The 22,435-nt window shown below is 49.0% G+C and carries 19 protein-coding genes; 7 read left to right on the plus strand and 12 right to left on the minus strand.

Annotated elements, in window-relative coordinates; genetic code table 11:
* Positions 1-12: 12 nt before the first annotated feature.
* A complete protein-coding gene (locus tag FD09_RS02025; protein ID WP_057817749.1) occupies positions 13-789 on the minus strand; it encodes an alpha/beta fold hydrolase in 777 nt (258 codons plus the stop codon).
* Positions 790-904: 115 nt separating this feature from the next.
* Positions 905-1,993, minus strand: coding sequence for a DUF871 domain-containing protein (locus FD09_RS02030; RefSeq protein ID WP_057817751.1), 1,089 nt, complete (start codon positions 1,991-1,993; stop codon positions 905-907).
* Positions 1,994-2,206: 213 nt separating this feature from the next.
* Here FD09_RS02030 and FD09_RS02035 point away from each other — a divergent pair, with 213 nt between their 5' ends.
* Both FD09_RS02035 and FD09_RS02040 read left to right on the plus strand, forming a co-directional pair.
* Positions 2,207-2,515 (plus strand): hypothetical protein, encoded by a 309-nt coding sequence (locus FD09_RS02035; protein ID WP_057817753.1) that lies wholly within the window; start codon positions 2,207-2,209, stop codon positions 2,513-2,515.
* Between the two features lie 83 nt (positions 2,516-2,598).
* Positions 2,599-3,165 (plus strand): hypothetical protein, encoded by a 567-nt coding sequence (locus FD09_RS02040; RefSeq protein WP_057817755.1) that lies wholly within the window; start codon positions 2,599-2,601, stop codon positions 3,163-3,165.
* A gap of 52 nt (positions 3,166-3,217) precedes the next feature.
* On the opposite strand, the gene FD09_RS02045 is transcribed toward FD09_RS02040, so the two are convergent.
* Positions 3,218-4,273 (minus strand): D-alanine--D-alanine ligase family protein, encoded by a 1,056-nt coding sequence (locus tag FD09_RS02045; RefSeq protein ID WP_057817757.1) that lies wholly within the window; start codon positions 4,271-4,273, stop codon positions 3,218-3,220.
* Between the two features lie 577 nt (positions 4,274-4,850).
* Between FD09_RS02045 and FD09_RS02050 the strand changes: the two genes are divergently transcribed.
* Together FD09_RS02050 and FD09_RS02055 are read left to right on the plus strand one after the other, a co-directional pair.
* Positions 4,851-5,684 (plus strand): YitT family protein, encoded by an 834-nt coding sequence (locus tag FD09_RS02050; protein WP_057817759.1) that lies wholly within the window; start codon positions 4,851-4,853, stop codon positions 5,682-5,684.
* An 18-nt stretch (positions 5,685-5,702) separates the two neighbouring features.
* A complete protein-coding gene (locus FD09_RS02055; protein WP_057817761.1) occupies positions 5,703-6,047 on the plus strand; it encodes a hypothetical protein in 345 nt (114 codons plus the stop codon).
* A gap of 72 nt (positions 6,048-6,119) precedes the next feature.
* Here FD09_RS02055 and FD09_RS02060 read toward each other — a convergent pair whose 3' ends face one another.
* From FD09_RS02060 to FD09_RS02080, 5 genes are all read right to left on the minus strand, one after another.
* A complete protein-coding gene (locus FD09_RS02060; RefSeq protein ID WP_057817763.1) occupies positions 6,120-7,064 on the minus strand; it encodes a S1C family serine protease in 945 nt (314 codons plus the stop codon).
* A gap of 152 nt (positions 7,065-7,216) precedes the next feature.
* Positions 7,217-8,530 (minus strand): glycosyltransferase, encoded by a 1,314-nt coding sequence (locus tag FD09_RS02065; RefSeq protein ID WP_057817765.1) that lies wholly within the window; start codon positions 8,528-8,530, stop codon positions 7,217-7,219.
* Positions 8,531-8,544: 14 nt separating this feature from the next.
* Positions 8,545-10,074 (minus strand): glycosyltransferase family protein, encoded by a 1,530-nt coding sequence (locus FD09_RS02070; RefSeq protein ID WP_057817768.1) that lies wholly within the window; start codon positions 10,072-10,074, stop codon positions 8,545-8,547.
* A 331-nt stretch (positions 10,075-10,405) separates the two neighbouring features.
* Positions 10,406-14,359 carry an FtsX-like permease family protein gene (locus FD09_RS02075; RefSeq protein ID WP_057817770.1) on the minus strand — a complete coding sequence of 1,318 codons (3,954 nt, stop codon included), beginning with the start codon at positions 14,357-14,359 and terminating at the stop codon, positions 10,406-10,408.
* A gap of 13 nt (positions 14,360-14,372) precedes the next feature.
* Positions 14,373-15,074, minus strand: a complete 702-nt coding sequence (locus tag FD09_RS02080; protein WP_057817772.1) for an ABC transporter ATP-binding protein — start codon at positions 15,072-15,074, stop codon at positions 14,373-14,375.
* Positions 15,075-15,261: 187 nt separating this feature from the next.
* Between FD09_RS02080 and FD09_RS02085 the strand changes: the two genes are divergently transcribed.
* Positions 15,262-15,873 (plus strand): TetR/AcrR family transcriptional regulator, encoded by a 612-nt coding sequence (locus FD09_RS02085; protein ID WP_057817774.1) that lies wholly within the window; start codon positions 15,262-15,264, stop codon positions 15,871-15,873.
* Here the strand turns inward: FD09_RS02085 and FD09_RS02090 are convergent.
* On the minus strand, positions 15,836-16,519 hold the full coding sequence (locus FD09_RS02090; protein ID WP_157053649.1) for an HD domain-containing protein: 684 nt from the start codon (positions 16,517-16,519) through the stop codon (positions 15,836-15,838). The genes FD09_RS02085 and FD09_RS02090 overlap by 38 nt on opposite strands.
* The gene (locus FD09_RS02095) at positions 16,519-17,034 is read right to left on the minus strand and encodes a DUF308 domain-containing protein (RefSeq protein ID WP_057817776.1); all 516 of its coding nucleotides are present in this window, start codon (positions 17,032-17,034) and stop codon (positions 16,519-16,521) included. The genes FD09_RS02090 and FD09_RS02095 overlap by 1 nt, the downstream gene beginning before the upstream one ends.
* A gap of 138 nt (positions 17,035-17,172) precedes the next feature.
* On the opposite strand from FD09_RS02095, the gene FD09_RS02100 reads away from it, so the two are divergent.
* Together FD09_RS02100 and FD09_RS02105 are read left to right on the plus strand one after the other, a co-directional pair.
* Positions 17,173-18,909 (plus strand): ABC transporter ATP-binding protein, encoded by a 1,737-nt coding sequence (locus FD09_RS02100; protein ID WP_057817777.1) that lies wholly within the window; start codon positions 17,173-17,175, stop codon positions 18,907-18,909.
* Between the two features lie 154 nt (positions 18,910-19,063).
* Complete coding sequence (locus FD09_RS02105; RefSeq protein WP_057817878.1) at positions 19,064-19,534, plus strand: Hsp20/alpha crystallin family protein; 471 nt, start codon at positions 19,064-19,066, stop codon at positions 19,532-19,534.
* Between the two features lie 366 nt (positions 19,535-19,900).
* Here the strand turns inward: FD09_RS02105 and FD09_RS02110 are convergent, their stop codons facing one another.
* Both FD09_RS02110 and FD09_RS02115 read right to left on the minus strand, forming a co-directional pair.
* The gene (locus FD09_RS02110; RefSeq protein ID WP_057817778.1) at positions 19,901-21,574 is read right to left on the minus strand and encodes an alpha-glucosidase; all 1,674 of its coding nucleotides are present in this window, start codon (positions 21,572-21,574) and stop codon (positions 19,901-19,903) included.
* 16 nt (positions 21,575-21,590) lie between these two features.
* Positions 21,591-22,421, minus strand: a complete 831-nt coding sequence (locus FD09_RS02115; protein WP_057817779.1) for a PTS system mannose/fructose/sorbose family transporter subunit IID — start codon at positions 22,419-22,421, stop codon at positions 21,591-21,593.
* Between the last annotated feature and the right edge of the window lie 14 nt (positions 22,422-22,435).

Here is a 22,435-nt window from a genome sequence, read left to right on the forward strand (position 1 = left end):
GTAAAAACTGTATCAGCGAAAAAGGAAACGGGCAATCTGCTGATCCACAATCGGGTTTTGATGCAGCGCACTATGATAGGCAGTAAAGGGCGAACCGTGAATCACGGACAGTTTGGCACTGGCAGCCAGGGGTTTGACTTGGCGGACGAAATGCTGCACGGAGGCCAGTGATACTTGCCAGTCGCTGTTCATATTCCATATATCGCCACCAATGGCCAGCACTTGTAAGTCGCGGGGGGTGTCGGCAAAGTCACTGTCGTCCCGGGCGCCTCCGGAGGCAATATTCACGAATCGTTTGACTGCTGGCTGTTTGCCGGCCTGCCGGTGGGTGAGATACCGAAAGGCCAAAAACCCGCCCATGGAATGCCCGACAAGGTTGACCTGATGAATACCATAATCTTGGTACAACCGCGTCATGATGGTATCCAATTGACCGATCTGTTTCTCCGGGTTGCGGGCATCCGCAAAGATAATATTGATCAGCGGATTGCGCTGATTCAGACGTGCTTTTTGCGTCACCGTTAATCGGCCATTGCTGGCCACTTGAATGGTCATGGCGTCCGTGGCAATACCGTAGCGGTCAAAGCGTTGAATCATGGGTGAAAAGGTCCACGAGTTACTGTTGTATCCCGGAATAAACACCGTCGCGACCCGCTCCTGGGGTACTTTGAGATGCCGCAATACGTTCAACTGATTTTGCCACCACAAGGTGCCGCTCACAGCCAGTATTCCTGTAACGCCGGCCAGCCAACCCACCACTTTTGGCCAACGCCGTTTCTTTTTCTCCACAAAAATACCCCCTTTTATTCTCTATTCTACGGTGTTCTCACCGGAAAAAGTGGCGGCATGCTCATGGGAGAAAAAAAGCAGCACCCAATTTGTTGGATGCTGCTGGATACGGTGATTACCGATCTTCAAACTTGAATTTACTCCAAGGCCGAATGTAATCTAAAAGACGGATTTCATGTTCATTGATACGACCGACCTTGTTCTTACGTGGATCGCTGTGGGGTTCCAAAACGATCTGTAATTCGTTCTTGTAATGACCAAAGTCATCGTTGCCGACCAACACATCGCCGCGTTGGAATTCTTCAGTGTTGTCGTGGGCCGGGTTGGGTTCGTCTTTATACGTGACCCGCGGCATCGTGGAACGAATGACCAGAGCGTTAATGTCCCCGCGTCGGAAGTGTTGCGGCTTTAAGACGATTTCCTTTTCGACAGCAGAAGCGGCCGGGACGAAATCGATATCGAACTGTAATTGGTAACGGTTCGTTTCGCTCAATGCTTTCAATTCATCTTCGCTGGCATAGGCGTTACCAATCAGTACATCATCGATCAAGCCTGTCGCAAATAATTGTTTGGCCTGGACAGAGATGGGCAGATGACGATCTTCTTCCAATGTCGGTAAACCGTCGTTGACGTTCCAAGGACCCATATTGCCATGGGCACTGGAAACGAAAGCTGCTGTGTGAATGCCGTGTTTCTTAAACCGAGTCGTGGTCCGAGTAAAGAAGTCCATGGGCAGACCGGTACCCACTTGCGGATAGAAGTTGTGGCAGCCAAAGATGTAAGGTTCGTTGGCTTGATAGCTGAGCACGTTATCCAGATAAGCCACATCGTTACTCATGTTCAGCTCGATGATTAAGCCGTAGGGGTTGTAAGACATCATGGCTTCTGTGGCGCCGTTGAAGCCTTCGTCCAACCGGACACCCGCAGCTCCTAAATCGGCAAAGAACTTCAAATCAGAATAACTGATTCCAAATTTGTCGAAAATCCGGGGAGAAACATCCAATACAGTGGAATAGCCGAGCTTATTGCCATATGCAATAATCTTCTTGAACTTGGCCTTGGTCCCTTCAGGATCGTCGGCTTCCAGCATGGACATAAAGATCCGGGTGAAGCCATACTTGTGCCCTAAATCTAAATAACGGGCATCTTCTTCAAATTTGCTATGGTCGGGATAAATAGATAACCCGAGTTGACGAAAAGTCATGACAGAAAATTCCTCCTCATAATTTTGCGGCCGGATTGATTGGCGGCCACAAATCTGAATGCACTTTCATTGTAGCGACTTTGGACGGGAACGCGCAAGGGCAAACCATAATTTGATGGGCAAATATGTTGACGAAATGCGCGTCCTCACATATGCTGACGGCAGATTCAAAATGGCGATTCTGGGTGGAAAGAAAGTATGGAGGACAATACGATGTCTCAACAACAGAAGGCTCACCATATCTGGCCAATATCCTCTGATTCTTCAATTGTCCTATTCTATGGTGTTGCATATTTTACCGCGTACCACTGGTTTGCACCGGCCACGACTTGGCGTGCGCAAAATTGGGCCTATTGGATATTGCTGATCGTCAATGTGTTCCTTTTAGTACTCAATATCATCAAGTGGCGGCGTGAACAAGCGGCTTTGTCGACCTGGCAGAAAATCGACATATTCCTTCCGCTGGGCGTCTTATTGTTAATGAAAGTTGTGGATTTAATCGTTTTTCAGCGTTTGTTTTAAGTCGAGTCATCCGCCTAGGGAACCGCTTACGTTTCAGATATAATGAAGTGGGATCTGAATAAACCACACGGGCGGTGGAGACAATGAAAAAAGGGACAGCTGTCGTTGGTGGGATTTTGTTATTTCTTGGTTTGGGGATTTTTATTGAACAGATGGAATCGCAGTTACCGATCAGCGCAACTCGTAATCCGGCGCTGAATCAGGTCATTCAGCAACAAGTCCAAACAGCAGTTGCGGATAGTACCAAACATCAGGTCAACAGCAACACTTATGATGAGAACCAATTAACGGTGCACTTGATGGCCACCAGGCGTTATTTAGTGGCGACCAGTCAACCAATCTTTGATCAATTTAAAACAGGCAAGCTCACTATTCGGTATCAGATCACCCGCAAATTACTGGGTGAGGAAAGCCAAAAGGGCACTTATTTGAAAAAAGGTGACGGGATGACCGATGGTACCGGCAGCATGTTGTTGGCTAAAACATCCGGGTATTACAAGCTGTATCATCGGATGACGGAGCAAACTGTGCATAGCGATGTCCTGGGTCATCCCCGGGGTGCCGCTGCCGATGAATGGGTGCGGATTGCGGCCGATCCGGTGACGATGCAAATCGGCAAGGAACCATATCTTGAAAAAGTAGCACAGTAAACGACAAAACGGGCGCCCAGTTGGACGTCCGTTTTCTTAACACAGTCAATGATTATTTTTGTTTTCGATTCTGATAAATGTCCCACTTACCCATCACGATGCTGTTGCACAAGTCAGCATAATGGATGCCGGCTGCTTCAGCTTCTTGAGGCAACAGAGACAATGGCGTCATCCCGGGCAACGAGTTGGCCTCAATCACATACAAACCGTCGTCATTCCAGAAGAAATCAATTCGGCCGTAGTTTTCCATGCCTAAGACGTTCATCGTTTTGATCGCCAATTGCTGCATTTCCCGATGGACATCGTCCGGGATGTCTGGTGGGGTGATGAAATCGGTGTGGCCGGGTTGGAATTTATGTTTGAAATCGTACCACCCGTCTTTGACTTTGATCTCAATGGCTGGCATGGCCTGGCCGTTGACCACACCCAGGGAGAATTCCCGGGCCTTAATGAATTCTTCGATGACAACTTCATTGTCAAACCGGAAAGCATCATCCAAGGCGGCGGTCAATTCGTCAGCCGCGTGGACGATATGGGTACCGACGCTGCTGCCACCATTGCTGGGCTTTACCACGATGGGGTAGCCAAAGGGAATCGTGAACGAGTGGCGCTGATCTTCTCGGACCGCGATGAAATCAGCGGTGGGAATGCCATTATATTTCATCACTTCTTTAGACACTTTTTTATCCATCGCGACGCCGGAAGCCAAGGGACTGGAGCCGGTGTATTTAATTTCGGATAGATCCAAAACCGCTTGGACCTTCCCGTTTTCCCCATCTTCACCGTGCAATCCCATATAAACGATGTCGGCATGTGCCAACACCGGCATCACGTTCTTTCCGAAAAGTCCCCGGGTACCATCCGTACGTAGTGCATTGATGGCTTCATCAGTCAAAATCTCGTCGGAAATCTGGTATTTCGGCATGCTCTGTTCTTTGGTGAATAATGATTCCACAGCGCCAGCGTGAGCCAAGTCGACGCCTAAAAACAGATCGACTAATGCGACCTCGTGGCCTTTGGAGCGCAGCGCATTGGCGACTTTGGCGCCGGAAGACAGAGAAACATTGCGTTCGGTACTGCGACCGCCCGCGAGTACAACGATTTTCATGAATTAACCTCTTTCCAGTGATATGCAGGGTAAAACAACACGTTAGCGAGGGTTGTTTTGCCGTTTGATTGCGGGAATCAAAGGACTTCTGACCGACTGCATGAGTCGGGAAGTGATCCGGCGTGCATCGCGCAGAGCTTGCGGGATCCGCTTCTAGAAGGGATTGATGACCGTTTCAATAGAACCTTAAGGATAGCATATTGTACAGGCATCCGGCTAGCCTGAAACGCGAGTTTGATGTTAAAATTTAGGTAATGAAATGAATGAGTATTGGGATGGGCAAGAGCCTCTGTCGCCGTGCCAAAGCTGCGCAATCTCCGGTGGCAGGGGGCTGCGAAGCGCAGCAAGTGCGAAGCCGCAGGCGTAGCAAGTGGTGACGGCGCTTTGAGCCCGCAAAGTGCGCGGTCTCAAAGTCGCCTAACTGCATATAAACTTGGCAAAACCGGCCAAGTTTATTGCAGTTTCCACCACTGAGCCCCCTGCCACCTCCGATTGCTCCGCATTGGCACTAGTTGTGTCGGTGGATCTAGTTCTATCCCTCTGCGTTAACTAATGACAAGCAAGAAAGAGGGAATCTATGCGAAAAATTACAAGTCATATTGTTGGCCGGTACGCCATTTTTGCGTTGGCGTTGGCTTTGATTGCAGTCAGTATTAATCTGTTTTATGCCCCCCACGGTGTGGCAGCCGGTGGGGCGACCGGGATTGCGGTCCTGGGGGAAGTGGCCTTTGGTTGGCCGGTAGCGTTGACGACATTAGCAATCAACATTTTGATGCTGGTGGCGGCGGTGATCTTTTTGGATAAGGCCACTACGGGGCGGATTCTGCTGGGCAGTTTTGCGTTGCCTCTAATGCTAGGAATTATCCCACAGATGAAAGTCGTTAACGATCGGTTGTTGGCGGTGATTGTGGGGAGTGCGATCTTTGCGGTCGGTGTGGCACTGCTTTATCGGATCGATGCTTCCAGCGGTGGGACCACTGTGCCGCCGCTGATTTTTAAGAAATACTTCAATTTAAAAACATCGGTGGGATTACTGACCGTGGATTTGATCGTGTCTCTGGGGAACATTTTTGTCAGCGGCACGGAAGCATTTATCTTGGCTGTTTTCTCCATCGTGATTACCAGCATCATTATGAATTACATCGAAACAGGACTGGACCGTAAAAAGACGGTGTTCGTGATGAGTAACCAAGCCCTGCCGGAAATTAAACGGGTGGTCAACGAACAATTGCCCCACGGCTTGACCGTTTTACCGGTGACCGGCGGCTTTTCTGCCGAAAGCCGGGAGATGTTAATGATCGTTGTGGAACAAGCAGATTATCAGAAACTGACGAAACAAATCCTGACAATTGATCCCGACGCTTTTATCACAGTCGCGGATGTGGCGGCCGTACACGGTGGGATCTTCTAACTGAAAGAAGCGAAAGCAATGGCTAGTGTATCGATTCCAGAAGATTTGGCCCAAGCGGAAAAGCGGGTGGCGGAGTTGCAAACTCGCCACATTGAAGCCACGGTGGATGATGTGATTCAGCAGGCGATCACAGATTATGTGCAAGAAATCTTGATGGAGGGGCTGGAAGGCTCTTATGTCACGACGCACTTTGCGGATGATCAGTTGACGATCACTGAAGACGCCACCGGTAAGACGATTACGACGATCCCGGCACCAGCAGGCGGCTTCCAAGCCGCATTCCGTAGTCAAGGTCGGATGCTGATGCAGAATCTCGCCAGCAAGGTTCAAGAAAAGTTCCGTGACCGTATTATTCGCGGTTAAATGGAGCCAAAAAAGAGCGTTCAAAATGCATTTTTTCAGCATTTTGAACGCTCTTTGTTTGTCATGTTCAGTTTAAGATGCTTGGGTAGAGCTGCTGCCGCTCATGATGCTGTTGATGGTGGCAACGACCACATTACTAGGAATGGCAAAGCCCATGCCATCGACGGTCGTCCCGCTGGAGGTTTGCCCAGACAGTTTCATTGAGGTAATCCCGATGATTTGACCGGATAGATTGATCAGCGGACCGCCAGAATTACCGGAGTTGATTGCGGCATCAGTCTGGATGGCCTTCATCGTGGTGGTACTTTGACTATTGTCATCCTCGGAAACTGTGACTGTCCGGCTGGGGGCGGAGACAATTCCTTCTGTGACGGTGTTGGCGTATTCAGAGCCCAGAGGAGAACCGATGGCCAGAACGGATTCGCCAGCCGCAATCGTGCTGGAGTTGGCAAACGTAGCGACGGCGCTTACTTTGCTGGCATCAATGGACAATACGGCAATATCCTTGCTGGCACTGGTACCGACCAGAGTAGCGGTCAGTTTGGTGCCGTCGTTCAGCAGGACTTGCAGCTTGTCGGCACCATCGACGACGTGGTTATTCGTCACGAGATATGCCTTACCATCGCTCTTCTTGAAGATCACACCGCTACCTTCACTTTCGGATGACGAGGACTGACTTTGAGAGTCGCTGTCATCGCCAAAGCGACTGCTGTAGCCGCCGTATTGATCACTGCTGCCGGTTGATTCGGTGGTAGCAATCACCGAGACGACCGCGTTAGCGACTTTCTTATACGCCGCCGTGGCCGTTCCGCTGGTTTCACTGGTGGTCGAAAGGTTCGTGGTAGTCGCAGTACTGGTCGTAGTGGCATTGGTGGCTGTTGCAGTTTGTTGATTTTGATCAATGGCATACACCACGCCGCCGCCAACCCCGCCGCCTAACAAGGCAGTGGTTAAGGCTAAGATAACAATTTTGGATTGACCCTGACGTTTGATTGGTTGTTCATTCTTCTCACTCATATTAAACTCTTCCCTTCGTTTGCTTGATTGTCTTTACTATATCGGGCAAAAGGGGAGAATCTGGTAAAAAGTGGCGGCTAAATTGGGATCAAATGATGACCTTTTTTCGTCATCACCACGTGTGCTTCTGGACTAAAAATCAGATGTATTCGTCATTTCTCAACGCTGGTGTGGCGTGCTGTGGGGGACTTTGCGGTGTCAGATTGTTCTGTCGCAGGACTCTGGGTATGTTCTGTCTTTTCCCACTTGGTCATATGCAGTAATTGCCGTCCCAGGGCAATACAGGGAACGGGAATTAGCAACACCAGGTAGGCCTGGTAAAGAATACTCAGCCCAATGGCTTGAGGATAGGTTGCTGGTTTGATTTTGGCAATGTTTTCGTGGTACTCGAGTCCCACGGCCAAACAAATGATCAAAGAAAGCGCCAGAATCATGATCAAAGCGGGACTGATCCAACCGGCCGGGGAGTGCAAAAAGTTATAGACTTGGAGGACCAGTGCCACGACATTGGCAATGGGAATGAACGTGGATAAAACGGGTAATACCAGCCATAAAGTGGTGTCCAATTTTTGAAAAAAGTTGGTATGTGAACTGATCCAAATGGCTGGCAGATAACGCCAGCATTGCATGCTGCCTTGACACCAACGGACGCGCTGACGAATCAGCGGCCGTACTTTTTCGATGCCGCTTTGATATACGACAATATCATCGCTAAATGCAGTAGTGAAACCTTTGGTCCAGGCCTTCAAGGTGAATTCAAGATCTTCTAGCAACCCGTGTCCCCACGGATTGGCCAGAGCCATCGGCAACCGCATGAATTGACCATTCCCGGAGGCAATTCCTTGCCCATACGTTTGGCGGACTTGTTGCAGTGCGCTATTGATGCCCATAAACTCAAAGTCTTGCATCTGTGTGAGCCAATGGTCATTATTGTAGATTTTCACGCTGCCTTGTAGCATATCGACTGCGGGATGTGTCGTGAAATAGGTGAAGACCTTGGTAAGATCGGCGGCCTGGATTATCGAGTCGGCGTCCAAAATACCGAGGATGGTGTGGGCGGGATCGATCTCTGTATGTTGATGAATCGATGCGACCGCCGCGTTCAACACTGCTCCTTTACCCCGGTGAGCGTCTTTTGGTTCGCGATTAAGCAAAATAAGGTTTGGATACTGCCGCTGTAACTGTTCAATAATGGCCCGACTGCTATCCGCAGAATCATCATTCACGGCGATCAGTTGGCTCTTGACTTGGGGTGGCATTTTTTTCATTTCTGTCAACAACTGGCGAATGGTTTCACCGATCACCTGCTGTTCGTTCAATACCGGAATCACCAGGCAGAATGTGAACTGATCTAGTTTGTCCACCGGCTGAATAGTGGGTAAATGAATACTAGCTGAGAGTGCAAAATTCACGAGATAGATCAAGTAAGTAATTAGCGAGATGGTAATAATCCATGTTAAAAGCATGATATCCTCTCCTCCTAACGCGTCCGGCTGAACTGCCGGATGATCAATTGGCCCCCTAAGGCGATTAAGATGACGATCGGCAGATACAATACGATGTGGTAGCGACCTTGGACTTCAAAGATCAGTGAACTCAGGAAAAAGCCGTCGAGTAGCAGCACTTCGTAAAACAGTGAATTGATATCCATGTGGGTTAAAGCAGACTTTTTCAACATTAAAACCAACTGCCACAAGACACTGGCAGCGGCCAGCAGCAGTAACAACACAAAATACACGACACTGCTTGCGACTCCCAAGGGTAAAATTTGGTTGAAATAAGCCCCTGACGTTTTTCCTGCGGTATTGTATAAGAACCAATTGGCGCCATAATCCTCGCTCATCAGGTTGATCGTCTTTTTCCACAAGAAATTCATGGGCCCGGTGCGTTGGATGGCGGTCAGATTGGCTGTCGAAATTGCGGTCATCCGGTCGGTGATTTGGTGATAGCGAGTATCTAATGCCATGTCTTTCTTTCCCAGGATGCGATCTGTTTCGTTGCGAATCTTAGCGTTGTAAGCACCGCTCGTGGCGACAGAGGTACCAGTGGCGAAAAAGTAATGCTGTTCCACCGTAGCAGGGGCAAAGTTAATTCCATAAATAACCCGGTACAAGGGAACGGAGACGGCTGTGAGTAGACTAAAAGTAAGTGCAAAGATTGCAGTTGTCGTCAGGAGACGGCGAAAACTGATCCGCTCACTGGCGACGCTGAACACGCTAAAGAATAAAACGACGACGATCCACACTAAGACGATGGGGCGAATCGCGTTCGCTAAAAATAACAGAAGCAGTGAACATCCCAGATAGAAATAGTTTCTGGTATGCGTCTTGTTGACAGTGTACAGCGCGTCATAATAGAAAATGAATGAACCCAGCAGGAAGACCAGGAAAAAAGATTCAGGGGCATTCAAAATTGAGTATAGCCAAAAGGCTGGAATAAAATGAAACAATAGCGCGGCAAAAATAGCGACGGATTTGGCTAAAAACTTTCCGAGTAACATATACAGCATGAAGATACTGATCCCGCTGAGGATGATGCTGACGACCTGTCCAGTGATCGTACTGGGTATGAAGAAGCTGTCAAAGACACTGAAAAACCAGGCAATATTAAGTACGTGGGGCCAAAGGATATTGTTACCCAGGGTGCCGGCTGACAGCATCTGCTGCCAAGTCGTGCCGCCCACTACGCTTTTGGCCAAATTGTCATAGGTCCAGAAATCTGAAGTCAAGGTGGCCGGATAACGGATCATAAAAATCAATTTCAAGGCCGTGAGCAGCATAATCACAATAAATATGATCAAGCTATTCTTGTTCTTCAAAAAATATGCCAGTCCCCCTGCCAAGCCGAGTCCTGCCAAGCTAAGCAGACTGGCCCCGGTAACCGTTTGCAATTGATTGTAAGTCTTGAATTGCGCAGTCTGCAGTGTGGCCCAGATCATCAGCACAAGTAATAAAAAGGCGACTAGCGCCGCTAGCCAGATGGCTGTTTTCTTTAACGTTTGATTTTGCATTTAGTCTCCCGGACCCGCTCCCTAGAATATCCAGGGTGAACCCAGAACATGCTCCCTTCCATAACGCAATACTGTGTTCCCAAACCGGCACCTGAGCGCAAGATTTACCGCCCCATGGTGGCGCACTCAACAGTCCGTGTTCTGGATTTTGCCACAGAGGGCAAAAAATGTCTTGCAATATGCTTACAACTTTTTCGAATTGTTTGAAGCCTCGGCATCGTCAGCGTGGCGGAATTTGAGCATAAAAAGAGGCCGGAACGAAATTCCGACCTCTAGAGAATGCAGTGCCACCGTGAATTGTATCGTATTGGTACGGCAATTCAAGACAAACTTAATCCACCGACTTCAGAGCTTCCAACATATCCACATTCTTCAACCGATGATTCACGAAGAATCCCAGGAACAACGTAATCACAGCGACCACGAGGAGCGGCAGGATGAATCCCATGGCCCCCAGCGCTGGATTAAACATCACTTCATCCGGCGGCACCGCCCACAGAATGTATCGGTGAAGCAAAGCGCCCAGACCGTAACCGACGATGATCCCAAACAGAGACAGAATGATCGTTTCCCGATAGATGTACATCGTGACTTCGTTATCATAGAAGCCCAACACTTTGATCGTGGATAATTCCCGCATCCGTTCCGACACGTTAATGTTGGTTAAGTTGTAGAGAATCACGATTGCCAGCAAACCCGCCACAATGATCAAAACCATCATGATCTTGTCCAGCGAGTTAACAATGGTCGAAATTTGCGAGCGTAGAGTGGTATTTTGCACGACCCCGGCCACGCCAGTCAGCTTCATAAATTGGGCAGATTGTTTCCGCGTATTCCGTAAACTGCGATCCTTTAAATTGACTAAATCAGCATTTGTGCTGAACGACTTGGCGAAGGCTTGGGTATACGCTGTTTTGCTCATAAAAGCAAAGTGGCCCATGTACATCTCTGTGATACCGGTGACCTTCATCCGCCGCGGGGTATTGTTGCTGTCCCGCAGCGTGATCGTATCCCCCACTTTGGCACCGAGGAGGTCGGCCAGCCGTTCAGAAATGACGACGCCATTGCTTTGCAGGGAAAGTTTTTGTTGCGATTGACGATTAATCAACCGGATATAGTTGTTGAAAGTGTCCGCATCACTGGGGACAATCAGTTTGATTTGCTGGGTATCGTTGGCCTTACCAGCTACCTTCGTTAATTGCTCATAGTGAATGGTGGTATGTTCTTTGACGTCCTTCTTCGCCAGTAGCTGATTGATCTTATTTTGCTGACTCGCAGGGACATAGTTGGTATGTGCGACGATTAGATCGTAGTGGACCAGGTCGCCAAATTGCCGTTGATTGATGCCAGAAATGGAGTGCTGGACAGCGAGTCCTGTGAAGAGCAGGGCAACTGAACCGGCGACACCAAAGATGGTCATAAATATTCGTTTCTTATACCGGAAAATATTTCTGGCAGTGACCTTGTGGGTAAAACTCATCCGTTTCCAGAGGAAGCCGATGCGCTCTAAGAAAATCTTCGAACCGGCCGCTGGCGGCTTGGGCAGCAACAAATTCGCCGGCTTATCCCGCAATTCGCGGCGAGCCACATAATAGGCGGGCACGACTGTACTGAGAATTGCCAAGATGAACGCAATGATAGTCACACCCCAGTGGATGTGTAGTTGAATCGGCGGCAGGGTGAAGCCGATCCGATAGGCGTTATAGACGATGTAGGGCAACAGAGTATGGCCCAAGGCAACACCCAAAATTGTGCCAATGATGCTGGCCGTGGCGCCGTAAATGGTAAACTTCTTGATCACATCAGCATTGTCGTAACCCAGTGCTTTCAGAGTGCCAGAATTGATCCGTTCTTCATCCACGAACCGCGTCATGGTGGTAATGGTCACCAAGGCGGCCACGAAGTACAGGAAGATGGGGAAGATGGCGGCTAGAGAATCCACGATCCAGGAGATAGTACCGAAGATTTTGTACCCGTCGCCCCAAGGGACTTCTCGTCGTGAATCCCGGGCATAAACTGGTGCGGACAGGTGCTTGAGGGTCTCCTTAGCTTCAGTTAAAGTTTTTTCCGCTGCGGCAATTTTCTTTTTGGCCGCTGGTTTTTCGCGGTTGAATTTGGTCAAACCGTCTTGGTATTCCCTTTCCTTAGTGGCTAGTGTATTCTTAGCCGCTGCCAGTTGCTGCTCACCGTTTGCCTGTTGGGCGGTTAAGGTTGATTTGGCCGTGGTCAAAGCGGACTGCTTGGTTTGCAGTTCCGTCCGGGCTTGGGCAATTTTGGCGGCGTTTTGTTGGTATGCCGCTGATTTTTGCTGCAATGTTTCTGCTGTTGCTAGCCATGTTTGCAAACCGTTGCGGTATTGGCCCATCCCCGTGTTGTAATCCTGTACACCTTGATTGTATTGGGCGAAGCCGGTGTTGTATTCTTTTTCTTTTCCAGCCAACATTTGCTCGCTGGCTGCCAATTTGTTTTTGGCCGTCGTCAACGCAGCGGTGTTTTCCTGCAATTTTGCCTTGGCTGCTGTCAGTTCCTGATTGGCGGCAGCGTATTTGGTTTGGCTCGCATCCAGCTGGGTGCGAGCTTCCTGCAATTGCTGGGCACTTTCAGTTAACTGTGTCTTTGCGGTCGCGAGTTCCTTTGCGGTGGCATCAATCTGTGCTTCGCCCTGATTGATTTGGGCCATTCCCGGCGTGTATTTATCTTGCATAAACGCCGTGTAGGCTGCTTGTATTTGATTAAGCTTCTGGTTCGCACCAGTTAGCTGCGCGTTGAGTTCGGCGCGCTGGGCGTCAGTGAGATGGGGGTCGGCCAACTGCTTTTGTAATTCCGCGATCTGGGCTTGTAATTGACTGATGCCTGTTTCGTATTGGGATTTGCCGTCAGTTAGGGCGTCTTTTTGTTTGGTTAAAGCGGTTTGCTTCTCGGCCAAAGCAGCATTCGCGGATTCCCATTGCTTTTGCTTGGCCGTGAAAGTTTGCAGATTTTGAGTGTATTCTGCTTCTTTGACGTCTAACAGCGCTTTTTGCTGGGCTAATTCTTTGGCGGACGAGGCAATCTGGGTCTGGGCCTGATTCAGCTTGGCTTGATTGACACTGATCTGTTGATACTCATCCGCAATTTGCATCTTGCCTTGATTAAGTGCCTGGGCAGCGCTAGTTAATTGTTGGTGGGAACTCACTAACTGAGCTTGGGCACTGGCCAGTTGGTTCTTGACTGCTTGCAGCTGCGTCCATTTAGCGGTCAGCGTGGTTTGGCCATTGGCTAACTGCGTTTTGGCACTGTTCAATTGGCTTTCTGCGCTGGTAAAAGAGGCTTGGGCGCTTTGCAACTGCTTTTCACCATCGTTGATCTGGCTTTGGGCAGTGGCCACCTGAGTGTTTAGTTTTGCCTGATTGGTCGCAATCGCCGTATTGGCGGCTGCAATCTGGGTTTTCGCAGATGCTAGCTGCTTTTGGGTATCGATTAGTTTTTGCTTAGCGGCATCAATCTTTTTCTGGCCGCTATCAATTTTTGCCTGGGCTTGTGTCTTGATGGCCGCCAACCGTTTTTGCGGTTGATTCTTTAACAGGGTCTTGAGCTGATTCTTGTGAGTCGCCAGCAGTTTCGTATACTGGGTGGAATAAGGATCAACACCCTGAGTATCCTGGTAGGTTAATCGGGCTAACATGTAAAATTGAGAATCAAAGGCGTTCTTGGGTACCACGGCGTATCCCTGCAAACTGCCAGAACCAGAAGTGGATTGGCCCATGTTCACATCTGAAATCATCTCAGAAGAGTGGACGAAACCAACGATCTTGAAGGCGTGGGTTTTTAAGACTTTGTTCCCCAGTGCATCGGCTTTTTCGGTCACCTGATAAGTTTGGCCGATCTTATAGTGCTTTTCTTGTTCCGCATTCAGCGCGATTTCGTTGCTGTGCTTGGGTAGACGGCCTTTGACCAGTTGATATTGGGAGACTTTTTGCGGGGCAGAGTAAATCCGAATACTGGTCGTGGATCCTTTGATGGCCACATCTTTGAGGTAACCAAATTCAGCTTGACGTACCCCTTTGGCTTGTTTAATCGTTTGGACATCGTTTTTGTCCAATCCGTAATCTGCAATCACTGAGACATCGGCAGTGTTGTACTGGTTAAAATAACTGGTGCCGGTATCGCGCATATCTGGTCCGGTGACGTACAAACCGACCAGCGCAAAAGAACCCAGCAGCATGAGACCCATGATGGAGAAGAAGCGGCCCCATGATCCAGAAAATGATTTGCGAATATCTTTCCATAGTGCTTTTTTCCTCACGATTGCAGTCTCCTTACCATTCGATGTTGGCTATCTCTTCGGGGTGGGCGTGTTCTTCAATTTTTTCGACCTTGGCATCGCGGAAGTGAATGACGCGGTCGCCAATCGGGGCAATGGCGGCGTTATGGGTTACGATAATGACGGTGGCCCCGCGTTTGCGACTCATGTCCTGCACAATTTGCAGCACTTGCTTGCCGGTGCTGTAGTCCAAAGCCCCAGTGGGTTCGTCACATAACAGAATTTTTGGATTCTTGGCCACTGCCCGAGCAATGGCCACCCGCTGCTGTTCCCCACCGGATAGTTGAGAGGGAAAGTTATTGATTCGATCGGCCAGCCCCACGTCTTTTAACGTCTGTTCCGCGTCCTGGGCGTCGCTGACAATTTCAGAAGCCAGTTCGACGTTTTCCTTGGCGGTGAGATTCTCGACTAAGTTATAGAATTGAAAGACAAAACCGACATCATCCCGACGGTAGGTAGTTAGCTGGCGGGCATTATAATTGGCAATGTTTTGGCCATCAATGATAATGTCTCCTTCGTCATTGCTATCCATGCCACCTAGGATATTCAACATCGTGGACTTGCCGGCACCGGATGCGCCTAAAATCACGACGAGTTCGCCCTTATTGACTTCAAAATTAATATCATTATTGGCGACGATGGTTGTGTCACCCATTTGGTACCGTTTATAACTATGCTTGACTTCGATATAGGCCATGTTTGCGTCCTCCTTGATTTAAAACCAACAACGTGTTGCTTTATGAAGAGTATACGGATGACGAGGAGCACCTGACAACCATCAAAATGTTGGAAAGTGTCGTTTTAAACGCTGATACTCTATAAATATCAACACGGTGTTGCTTTTAATGATTGCGGCCGGCATAATGAGCATTGAGGTGATTTAAATGGCAACTCATGGTAAGGTGTCCAAGACCCAGCAAAGAATTAAAGAAGCGTTTATCTATTTGATTCACACGAAGGGCTTCGAGCGGCTGACGATCAGCGATATTACCCAGTATGCCCATATCAACCGCAGTACGTTTTACGCGCATTACCAAGATAAATTTGATTTGATTCATCAATATGAACAGAAGTTTCTCACGGCACTGCGCGACATTATTAGTAATCGGTTGGCCGCCGCAATGGTGGCGCCGAACAATGGCCCAGAGACGATGGTGACTTACGACGCAGTGCGTAAGATGCTGGATTACATTGCCGCGGACTTCGATCTGGTCAAGGCACTGATCAGCCCAGGCGGTGATCCGCAAGTGGTGAATGAAATGAAGAAAATGCTGCGGGAAATTATTGATGCCGATCTTTACCAAGTGAAGGGGAATACAAAAATGACCACGGTCATCCCGGACAATTATGCCCATGAGATCGTGGTCGGTGATATCGTCAACATCGTGACATTTTGGCTCAGCCAGGACAATCCAGACAGTCCAGAAGCAGTGGCCGAAATCATTATGAAAACGCGGTTTATGAGTCCGTATCAGTTGCTGGGGATTCCCCAGTAACTGGCGGTTGTGCACCAATTTCATGGAAATATTCTGCCAGAAATGGATGCATGAAAGCCGTCCGCTGGCGGGCAATTTGTTGCGCAGCCGGTGTATTCATCGTGGCTGCTAGTTTGAACAATTTTTCGTAGAAATGATTCACGACTGTAGACGGCTGCCGATAATTGGCGGCCGTTAATTCTTGGCGGGGCAAAATGGCGGGGTCATAATCGGGATTGTTGTGGGCAGCACCATAACGGATGGCCCGAAAGATCCCAACGGCCCCCAGTGCATCCAGCCGGTCGGCGTCTTGTACGATTTGTCCGGCTAAATCCAAAGATTGGTGGGTGTCGATATTTTTAGCAAACGACATGTGATCAATGATGAAGAAAATCGGCTGGATTTGCGCGGCCTTTAATCCGACGGTGTGTTGCAATTCCTCGCTGAGAGCTGTTTTAACCGTCGCCGGATCAGCCACCAGCTTTTCATCGTAATAGTCATGTAAATAGGCAGTGGCTAACACGGTGAAGGCATCCACTTGCGGGTAGGCTGCCAGCAGCTGCTGGGCATTGGCCACAACGCGGCGAATATGTTGAAAATCGTGCCCAGAATGGTCATGAGCCGCCTGCTGCTTCGCTAGTTGGGCAATCTGGGTGAGGGCATCCATTAAAACGCCCGTCCCAGTAGTAAAGCACCGAAGATGATTAAGTAAGACGCCACCAGATAAGCCAAGGTAACAACGGAATAGAGCGGGTTAAAGAGCATTGCAAACCCGATAATGATGCCAATGATCCCCATCACAATGTTGAAGCCTCGGTGCAAAGAAAAGTCTGCGGCGGCGATGGACATGATGGAATCCAGCAAGAACCAGAAGGCAAAGAGATAGGCAGTGAACAACACGCCAAATTGCCCATTCGCAAACAGCAGCAAGCCGAGTAAGATATCCAGAATCCCGGTAGGCAGGATGTAGGGTGGTCGGGCGACCCCAGCCTTCCCCATGTCATACCACACCACAATGTCCATGATCCCTTTCAGCAGACTCCCAATGGCAAAGGCCCAAACGATCCCAAACAATGCGTTACCGGGTTTGGTAAAGGCCCAAATACCTAAAACGATGAAAACAATCCCCAGTAATGCCAACGGCAAGCGGAAATGTTTCCGTGGTGATTCAAAACGATCCATAATATTACCTCCTTTCCTTCCATTCTAGCATTTCCACTTACAGAAAATATGTTTTGCTTGTTGAAAAGCCGTGGAAAGCATATTTGACCGTCGTTTTGGCGTTTCCCGATATAATGACCTGGAAGGGTAGGTGGAGACATGTTCAAAAGTACAGTGTGGCGAATGATTCGCTTTTTTGCTCGGCAATTGGCGGATGCCAAACGTTATTTAATTGCCGTGATGGTGATGTTGGTGGGGACAGCTGCCATTCAGTATGCGATCCCGCGCATTACGCAAAGTGTGATTGACCAAGTTATCCCGAAAAAAGAAGTAGGAACATTGGCTTTGAGCGTGGGGGCACTGCTGGTGTTAACGGCAGTCACAGGGCTACTGTCGGCTGGCAGTAATTACTTGCTGGCGCGGGTGTCCCAGAGTGCAGTGGCCCGCCTGCGCAATACATTGTTTGGCCACGCTCTGAATCAAGATTTCGCGTTTTTTGAAACAAGCAAAACTGGTGATTTGATGGTCGTATTGACCAGCGATGTGAACGCGTTGCAAGGTCTGCTGTCACCCAATGCCTTGGGGCTGTTTGGCAGCATTCTCACCGCCGTGGTGGTGCTCGTGATTATGCTGATTCAAAATCCAGTGCTGACCGGCTTGATCGTGTTGACCTTTCCCATCCTATTCATTGTCAACCTGTTTTTCTCCCGCCTGATTCATGGGGCATGGCGACGGGTGCGACAGTCCACGGGGACGATGAACAACCAGATTCAAGAAAGTCTGGCGTCGATTCTTTTGATTAAGAGTATGGCCACAGAGGATCAAACGGCAGCCACTTTTGCCAAGGTGAATGAAGACAACCGCAAGAATCAATTGGCGGCCACGACGTATTTTGCGGAATTCTCACCGGTCATTGATTTTGTGGATTATTTGGGCACAGCCTTGATTATCGGGGTGGGTGCGTATCAGGTGATGGGAAACAGTTTTACCGTCGGGGGCATTGTGGCCTACCTTTCCTATTTAACAATTCTACAGGCACCGGTACGCTCGCTCACTAACTTGATCGATCGCTTCCAGCAGGCTGTCGTGTCCTATGAACGGATCGAAAATTTATTGGCGCAGGCACCCCAAGTCGTGGATGTGCCCGATCCGCAACCGTTGCCGACTTTCCACGAGGCAGTTCAGTTCGATCATGTGGATTTCCATTATGGCAATGGTTTGCCAGTGATTCAAGATGTGTCTTTTGACTTGCCGAAAGGAGAAACTGTCGCCTTAGTCGGCTCATCTGGGGCTGGCAAGACAACGATTACGAAGCTGCTGGACCGGTTCTATGATGTGACGGCGGGCCAAATTACGTTTGACGGGATTGATATCCGGCAGGTCCGTGCTCGGGATTTGCGCCGGCAAATCGGCGTCGTGACGCAAGACGTGTTGTTACTGGATACGTCCATTCGCGATAATATTGCCTACGGTCTGGGGACGGTCACGGATGACGCCGTGTGGGCGGCGGCAGAAGCGGCCAATATCGCCGATTTTGTCCGGTCGTTGCCGGATGGGTTGAACACCCGCGTGGGTGAACGTGGGGTCCGGCTGTCTGGCGGGCAGAAGCAGCGGATTGCCATTGCCCGGATTTTTCTCCAGGATGCGCCCATTGTGGTCTTGGATGAGGCCACAGCGGCGTTGGACAATGAGACAGAACGATTCATTCAAACGTCCTTCGATCGATTAATGACCAACCGAACCAGTTTGGTTATTGCCCATCGGTTATCGACGATTCAGCATGCTTCAGAAATTCTCGTGGTGGAGGATGGCAAGATCGTTGAACGCGGTACCCATCAGGAATTATTGTATAAGAATGGTCGCTATGCCCAGCTCTATGCGCTGCAATTCAAGTAGCTGTAAGGCCGCAAAAAAATCGAAACCAATATTAGCAGACTATTGACACGAGTGCTAATTGCTGCTACTATAATAGTTGGTCGGAGGGAAAAGGATCAAGATCCTGATTCCGCCACTGAAGTATTTTTGCGAAAGGAAGTTTTCTGTTATGGCAATGAATGATATGATGACTCGTCGAAACAATAATGACTTGATGAATGGTGATCCGTTCTTCGATAATCTGTCTCAACGTTTCTGCGGTCCTGTTTCTAACTGGATGGATTGGTTCAATCCGTTAGTAAACACCACGGCAGTTAACGGCTTACGTACTGATGTGAAAGAAACCAACGACAGTTACATCACCCGGGTCGATATTCCTGGTGTGGATAAGAACGATATCAAATTGAACTATCACGACAACGTTTTGAGTATCAATGTGGTCAAGAAGAATGTATCCGACCATGCTGATAAGGATGGCAATGTATTGATGTCCGAACGCAGCTATGGCGCCATGAGCCGCAGCTATCAATTGCCGAATGTGGATGTCAACGGCATCCAGGCAAACTACGACAAGGGTGTACTGACAGTGACTTTGCCGAAATTGAACGGTAAGGAAGATGCTAGTCACAACATCGATATCCAGTAATCGTGTTTCTCCCCAACCACTGGTGAGCAGGGGTTGGGCAAATGACCAAATATGACCGTTAACTAAATACCATTGAAATCCCCAGGCTAGCAGTGAAGAAACTGACTGGTCTGGGGATTTTTGTGTGAAGAGGGCGGAGCCGACCGGTTGGAAGCGGCGATGCAGCAGATCTATGGTCACAGCAATATTAAAAAATCGCTGTAAGAGGCAGAATCGGAAACCAACAAGACGATTTAGGGTACTGACCGGAACAATGCGACGATCCTGAAGAAAATGTGCACGTCAGCCCCTCTTCGCGGACGTGGCACAGATAAAAGCACCGCCATTCGAAAAAATGGCGGTGCTTTTTATTGACTAGGAGATCTGTTAGGACGGTTGATCCACTGCAACAATGGCAGCCTCATAGGGCTGTAATTCATGGAGGGGATCACCATGTTGGGCCAAGTAGTTGTCGAGAATGATGCGGCCAGATGCAGGCATATCGGGGACTGTTTGCGTCTCCTCGGACAAATTGGCGAGCACCAGCCATTGCTTGTCACCCAAGGTGCGGCGGTAAACAAACAAGTGGGGATCATCCGGCAGTAACAATTCGAACTGACCCGAAGTCAAGATATCTTCTTGATGGCGTAATTGAATCAAACGCTGGTAATATTTGAAGACTGATTTCTGCGCTTGCCGATCAGCCGAGACATTGACAGAAGGATAATTGGGGTTCAATTTGAACCACGGATCACCCTTGGTAAATCCGGCATTTTTAGTCCCGTCCCATTGCATCGGTGTTCGGGCGTTGTCCCGACTAATTTTTCGGGCGGCCTTTAAGAAGTCCGCACTGCTGATGGTCTTTTGTTGCGCCACCAGTTTTTCGTAGTTCGTCTTCAATTCGATATCTTCATAGTCGGCCAATTCAAATCGGGGATTGGTCATGCCGATCTCTTCCCCTTGATATATGAAAGGCGTCCCTTGCAGACCGTGCAAAACGGTGGCGAAGGCAGTGGCACTTTCGTACCGATAGGTGGTGTCATTCCCCCAACGGGAGGGTGTGCGGGCGCGGTCGTGATTTTCAAAATACAACGCATTCCAGCCATGATCGCGCAAAGCGTCTTGCCAGTTCGCCAAGATCCGTTTCAGCTGGACTACATCCATCGGCTGAATCGCCCAGCGACCGTTCACGTTACCGGGTTGGCGATCCACATGCATGTGCTCAAAGGTGAAGATCATATCCAATTCTTCCCGTTGCGGATCTACCAACAAGCGCGCATCCGTGCTTTTCGCAGAAGGAGACTCACCGACACTGACCATTGCAAAGGGGGCCAATACTTCATTGTGCATTTCGTGAATAAATTCATGCATTCGGGGACCATCATTTTGATTGCCCATGACCACCGGCAAGTGTTGCGGATTCGGATAATCCAGGAAACGCTGGTCTTTGGAAATTGATGTAATGACGTCCATCCGCCAGCCATCTACACCATGGGCTTTCCAGTAGCGCATCATGTCATAAATTGCTTGCCGTACCAGTGGATTTTCCCAGTTTAAGTCTGGCTGTTCTTTGGCGTAATAATGCAGGTAATATTGTTTGCGACTGGGAACATACTCCCAAGCGGAGCCGCCAAAATTAGAGCCCCAGTTGGTCGGGGGATCACCATTGGGTTTGGGATCCCGCCAGATATAGAAATCACTGAAGTAGTTGTCACGACTGCGGCGGCTTTCTTGAAACCAAGGGGACTGGTCAGACGTATGATTAGCCACCATATCCATGATGATCTTTAACCCATGCTGATGGCTGGCGTGAATCAGGTGAGCAAGATCGGCATTGGTGCCAAAACGAGGATCAACCTGCCGATAATCTGTGATGTCATAGCCATTATCCACTTGCGGAGAAAGATAGATGGGGCTCAACCATAGTGCGTCGACCCCCAGTGCTTTTAAGTAGTCGAGCTTTTGCTCAATCCCAGGTAAGTCACCGATGCCATCGCCATTACTATCCATGAAACTTTTCGGGTAGATTTGGTAAATGACTGCCTTTTGCCACCAGTTCATCGCTTACAGCCTCCTTTTAAACGATACCGACTAAAGCCAGGCCCACAGAAATCACAATGGCGCCAAGGATCAGCCAGTTGAGTGAAACGTTCTTCTTCTTCAGTAAGTAAAAGCACAGCAAAGTGATTGCTAAAGGCAACAGCCCAATGAAGATTTGGTCTAGCATACTTTGCGTCTTGAGAATGGTCTTACCACCCAACACCATGTTCCACTTGATGCTGAATTTCACCATACTGCTGGTCATTGCACCGACCATCATCAGCCCAACAATGCTGGCTGCCTTGGTCATGATGTTGATCAGATCTTTTTTGTAGAGGTCCTCGATGTAAGTGGAACCCAGGGTATACCCCAATTGACCGCCATACCAGCGAACCAATTGTACGGGGATATTAAATAGCAAGAGGAAGATAATGGGGGCCAATAAGTTGCCACTTTCAGCAAGACTCACGGCGATCCCAGCTGCAATTACCCGTAACACACCCCAGAAGAGTGAATCACCGATACCGGCTAACGGACCCATTAAACTGGTCTTGATCGCGTTAATGGATTCCACGTTGAAATCTTTACTTTTGGCGTTTTGCTTCTCCATGGAGGCGGTAACCCCCATGATGAAAGGGGCCATGGCTAAGTTTGTATTGAAATAAGACATCTGGCGGACCATTGCTGCTTTTTTAGCATCATCGTGGCCTTTGTAGAAGTGGTTGATCACTGGCAGCATGGAATATTCGAAACCAGAGGCGCCTTGTTTAGCAGGTGTCACGGCAGAATATAGTGTGAATGACCGCCAGTAAATTTGGCGCAAGATTTTCTTTTCAGCAGCGTCTAGTTTACTTGTAATTTTTGACATGCTTTATTTCTCCT

This window comes from Schleiferilactobacillus perolens DSM 12744 (assembly GCF_001435585.1).
In the GTDB taxonomy this organism is placed as follows: domain Bacteria; phylum Bacillota; class Bacilli; order Lactobacillales; family Lactobacillaceae; genus Schleiferilactobacillus; species Schleiferilactobacillus perolens.

Excerpts from the sequence above, each read along its gene's own strand:
- FD09_RS02030 (WP_057817751.1), bottom strand. The coding sequence starts at position 1,993 with ATGACTTTTCGTCAACTCGGGTTATCTATTTATCCCGACCATAGCAAA.
- FD09_RS02035 (WP_057817753.1), top strand. The coding sequence starts at position 2,207 with ATGTCTCAACAACAGAAGGCTCACCATATCTGGCCAATATCCTCTGAT.
- FD09_RS02040 (WP_057817755.1), top strand. The coding sequence starts at position 2,599 with ATGAAAAAAGGGACAGCTGTCGTTGGTGGGATTTTGTTATTTCTTGGT.
- FD09_RS02045 (WP_057817757.1), bottom strand. The coding sequence starts at position 4,273 with ATGAAAATCGTTGTACTCGCGGGCGGTCGCAGTACCGAACGCAATGTT.
- FD09_RS02050 (WP_057817759.1), top strand. The coding sequence starts at position 4,851 with ATGCGAAAAATTACAAGTCATATTGTTGGCCGGTACGCCATTTTTGCG.
- FD09_RS02055 (WP_057817761.1), top strand. The coding sequence starts at position 5,703 with ATGGCTAGTGTATCGATTCCAGAAGATTTGGCCCAAGCGGAAAAGCGG.
- FD09_RS02060 (WP_057817763.1), bottom strand. The coding sequence starts at position 7,064 with ATGAGTGAGAAGAATGAACAACCAATCAAACGTCAGGGTCAATCCAAA.
- FD09_RS02065 (WP_057817765.1), bottom strand. The coding sequence starts at position 8,530 with ATGCTTTTAACATGGATTATTACCATCTCGCTAATTACTTACTTGATC.
- FD09_RS02070 (WP_057817768.1), bottom strand. The coding sequence starts at position 10,074 with ATGCAAAATCAAACGTTAAAGAAAACAGCCATCTGGCTAGCGGCGCTA.
- FD09_RS02080 (WP_057817772.1), bottom strand. The coding sequence starts at position 15,074 with ATGGCCTATATCGAAGTCAAGCATAGTTATAAACGGTACCAAATGGGT.
- FD09_RS02085 (WP_057817774.1), top strand. The coding sequence starts at position 15,262 with ATGGCAACTCATGGTAAGGTGTCCAAGACCCAGCAAAGAATTAAAGAA.
- FD09_RS02090 (WP_157053649.1), bottom strand. The coding sequence starts at position 16,519 with ATGGATGCCCTCACCCAGATTGCCCAACTAGCGAAGCAGCAGGCGGCT.
- FD09_RS02095 (WP_057817776.1), bottom strand. The coding sequence starts at position 17,034 with ATGGATCGTTTTGAATCACCACGGAAACATTTCCGCTTGCCGTTGGCA.
- FD09_RS02100 (WP_057817777.1), top strand. The coding sequence starts at position 17,173 with ATGTTCAAAAGTACAGTGTGGCGAATGATTCGCTTTTTTGCTCGGCAA.
- FD09_RS02105 (WP_057817878.1), top strand. The coding sequence starts at position 19,064 with ATGAATGATATGATGACTCGTCGAAACAATAATGACTTGATGAATGGT.
- FD09_RS02110 (WP_057817778.1), bottom strand. The coding sequence starts at position 21,574 with ATGAACTGGTGGCAAAAGGCAGTCATTTACCAAATCTACCCGAAAAGT.
- FD09_RS02115 (WP_057817779.1), bottom strand. The coding sequence starts at position 22,421 with ATGTCAAAAATTACAAGTAAACTAGACGCTGCTGAAAAGAAAATCTTG.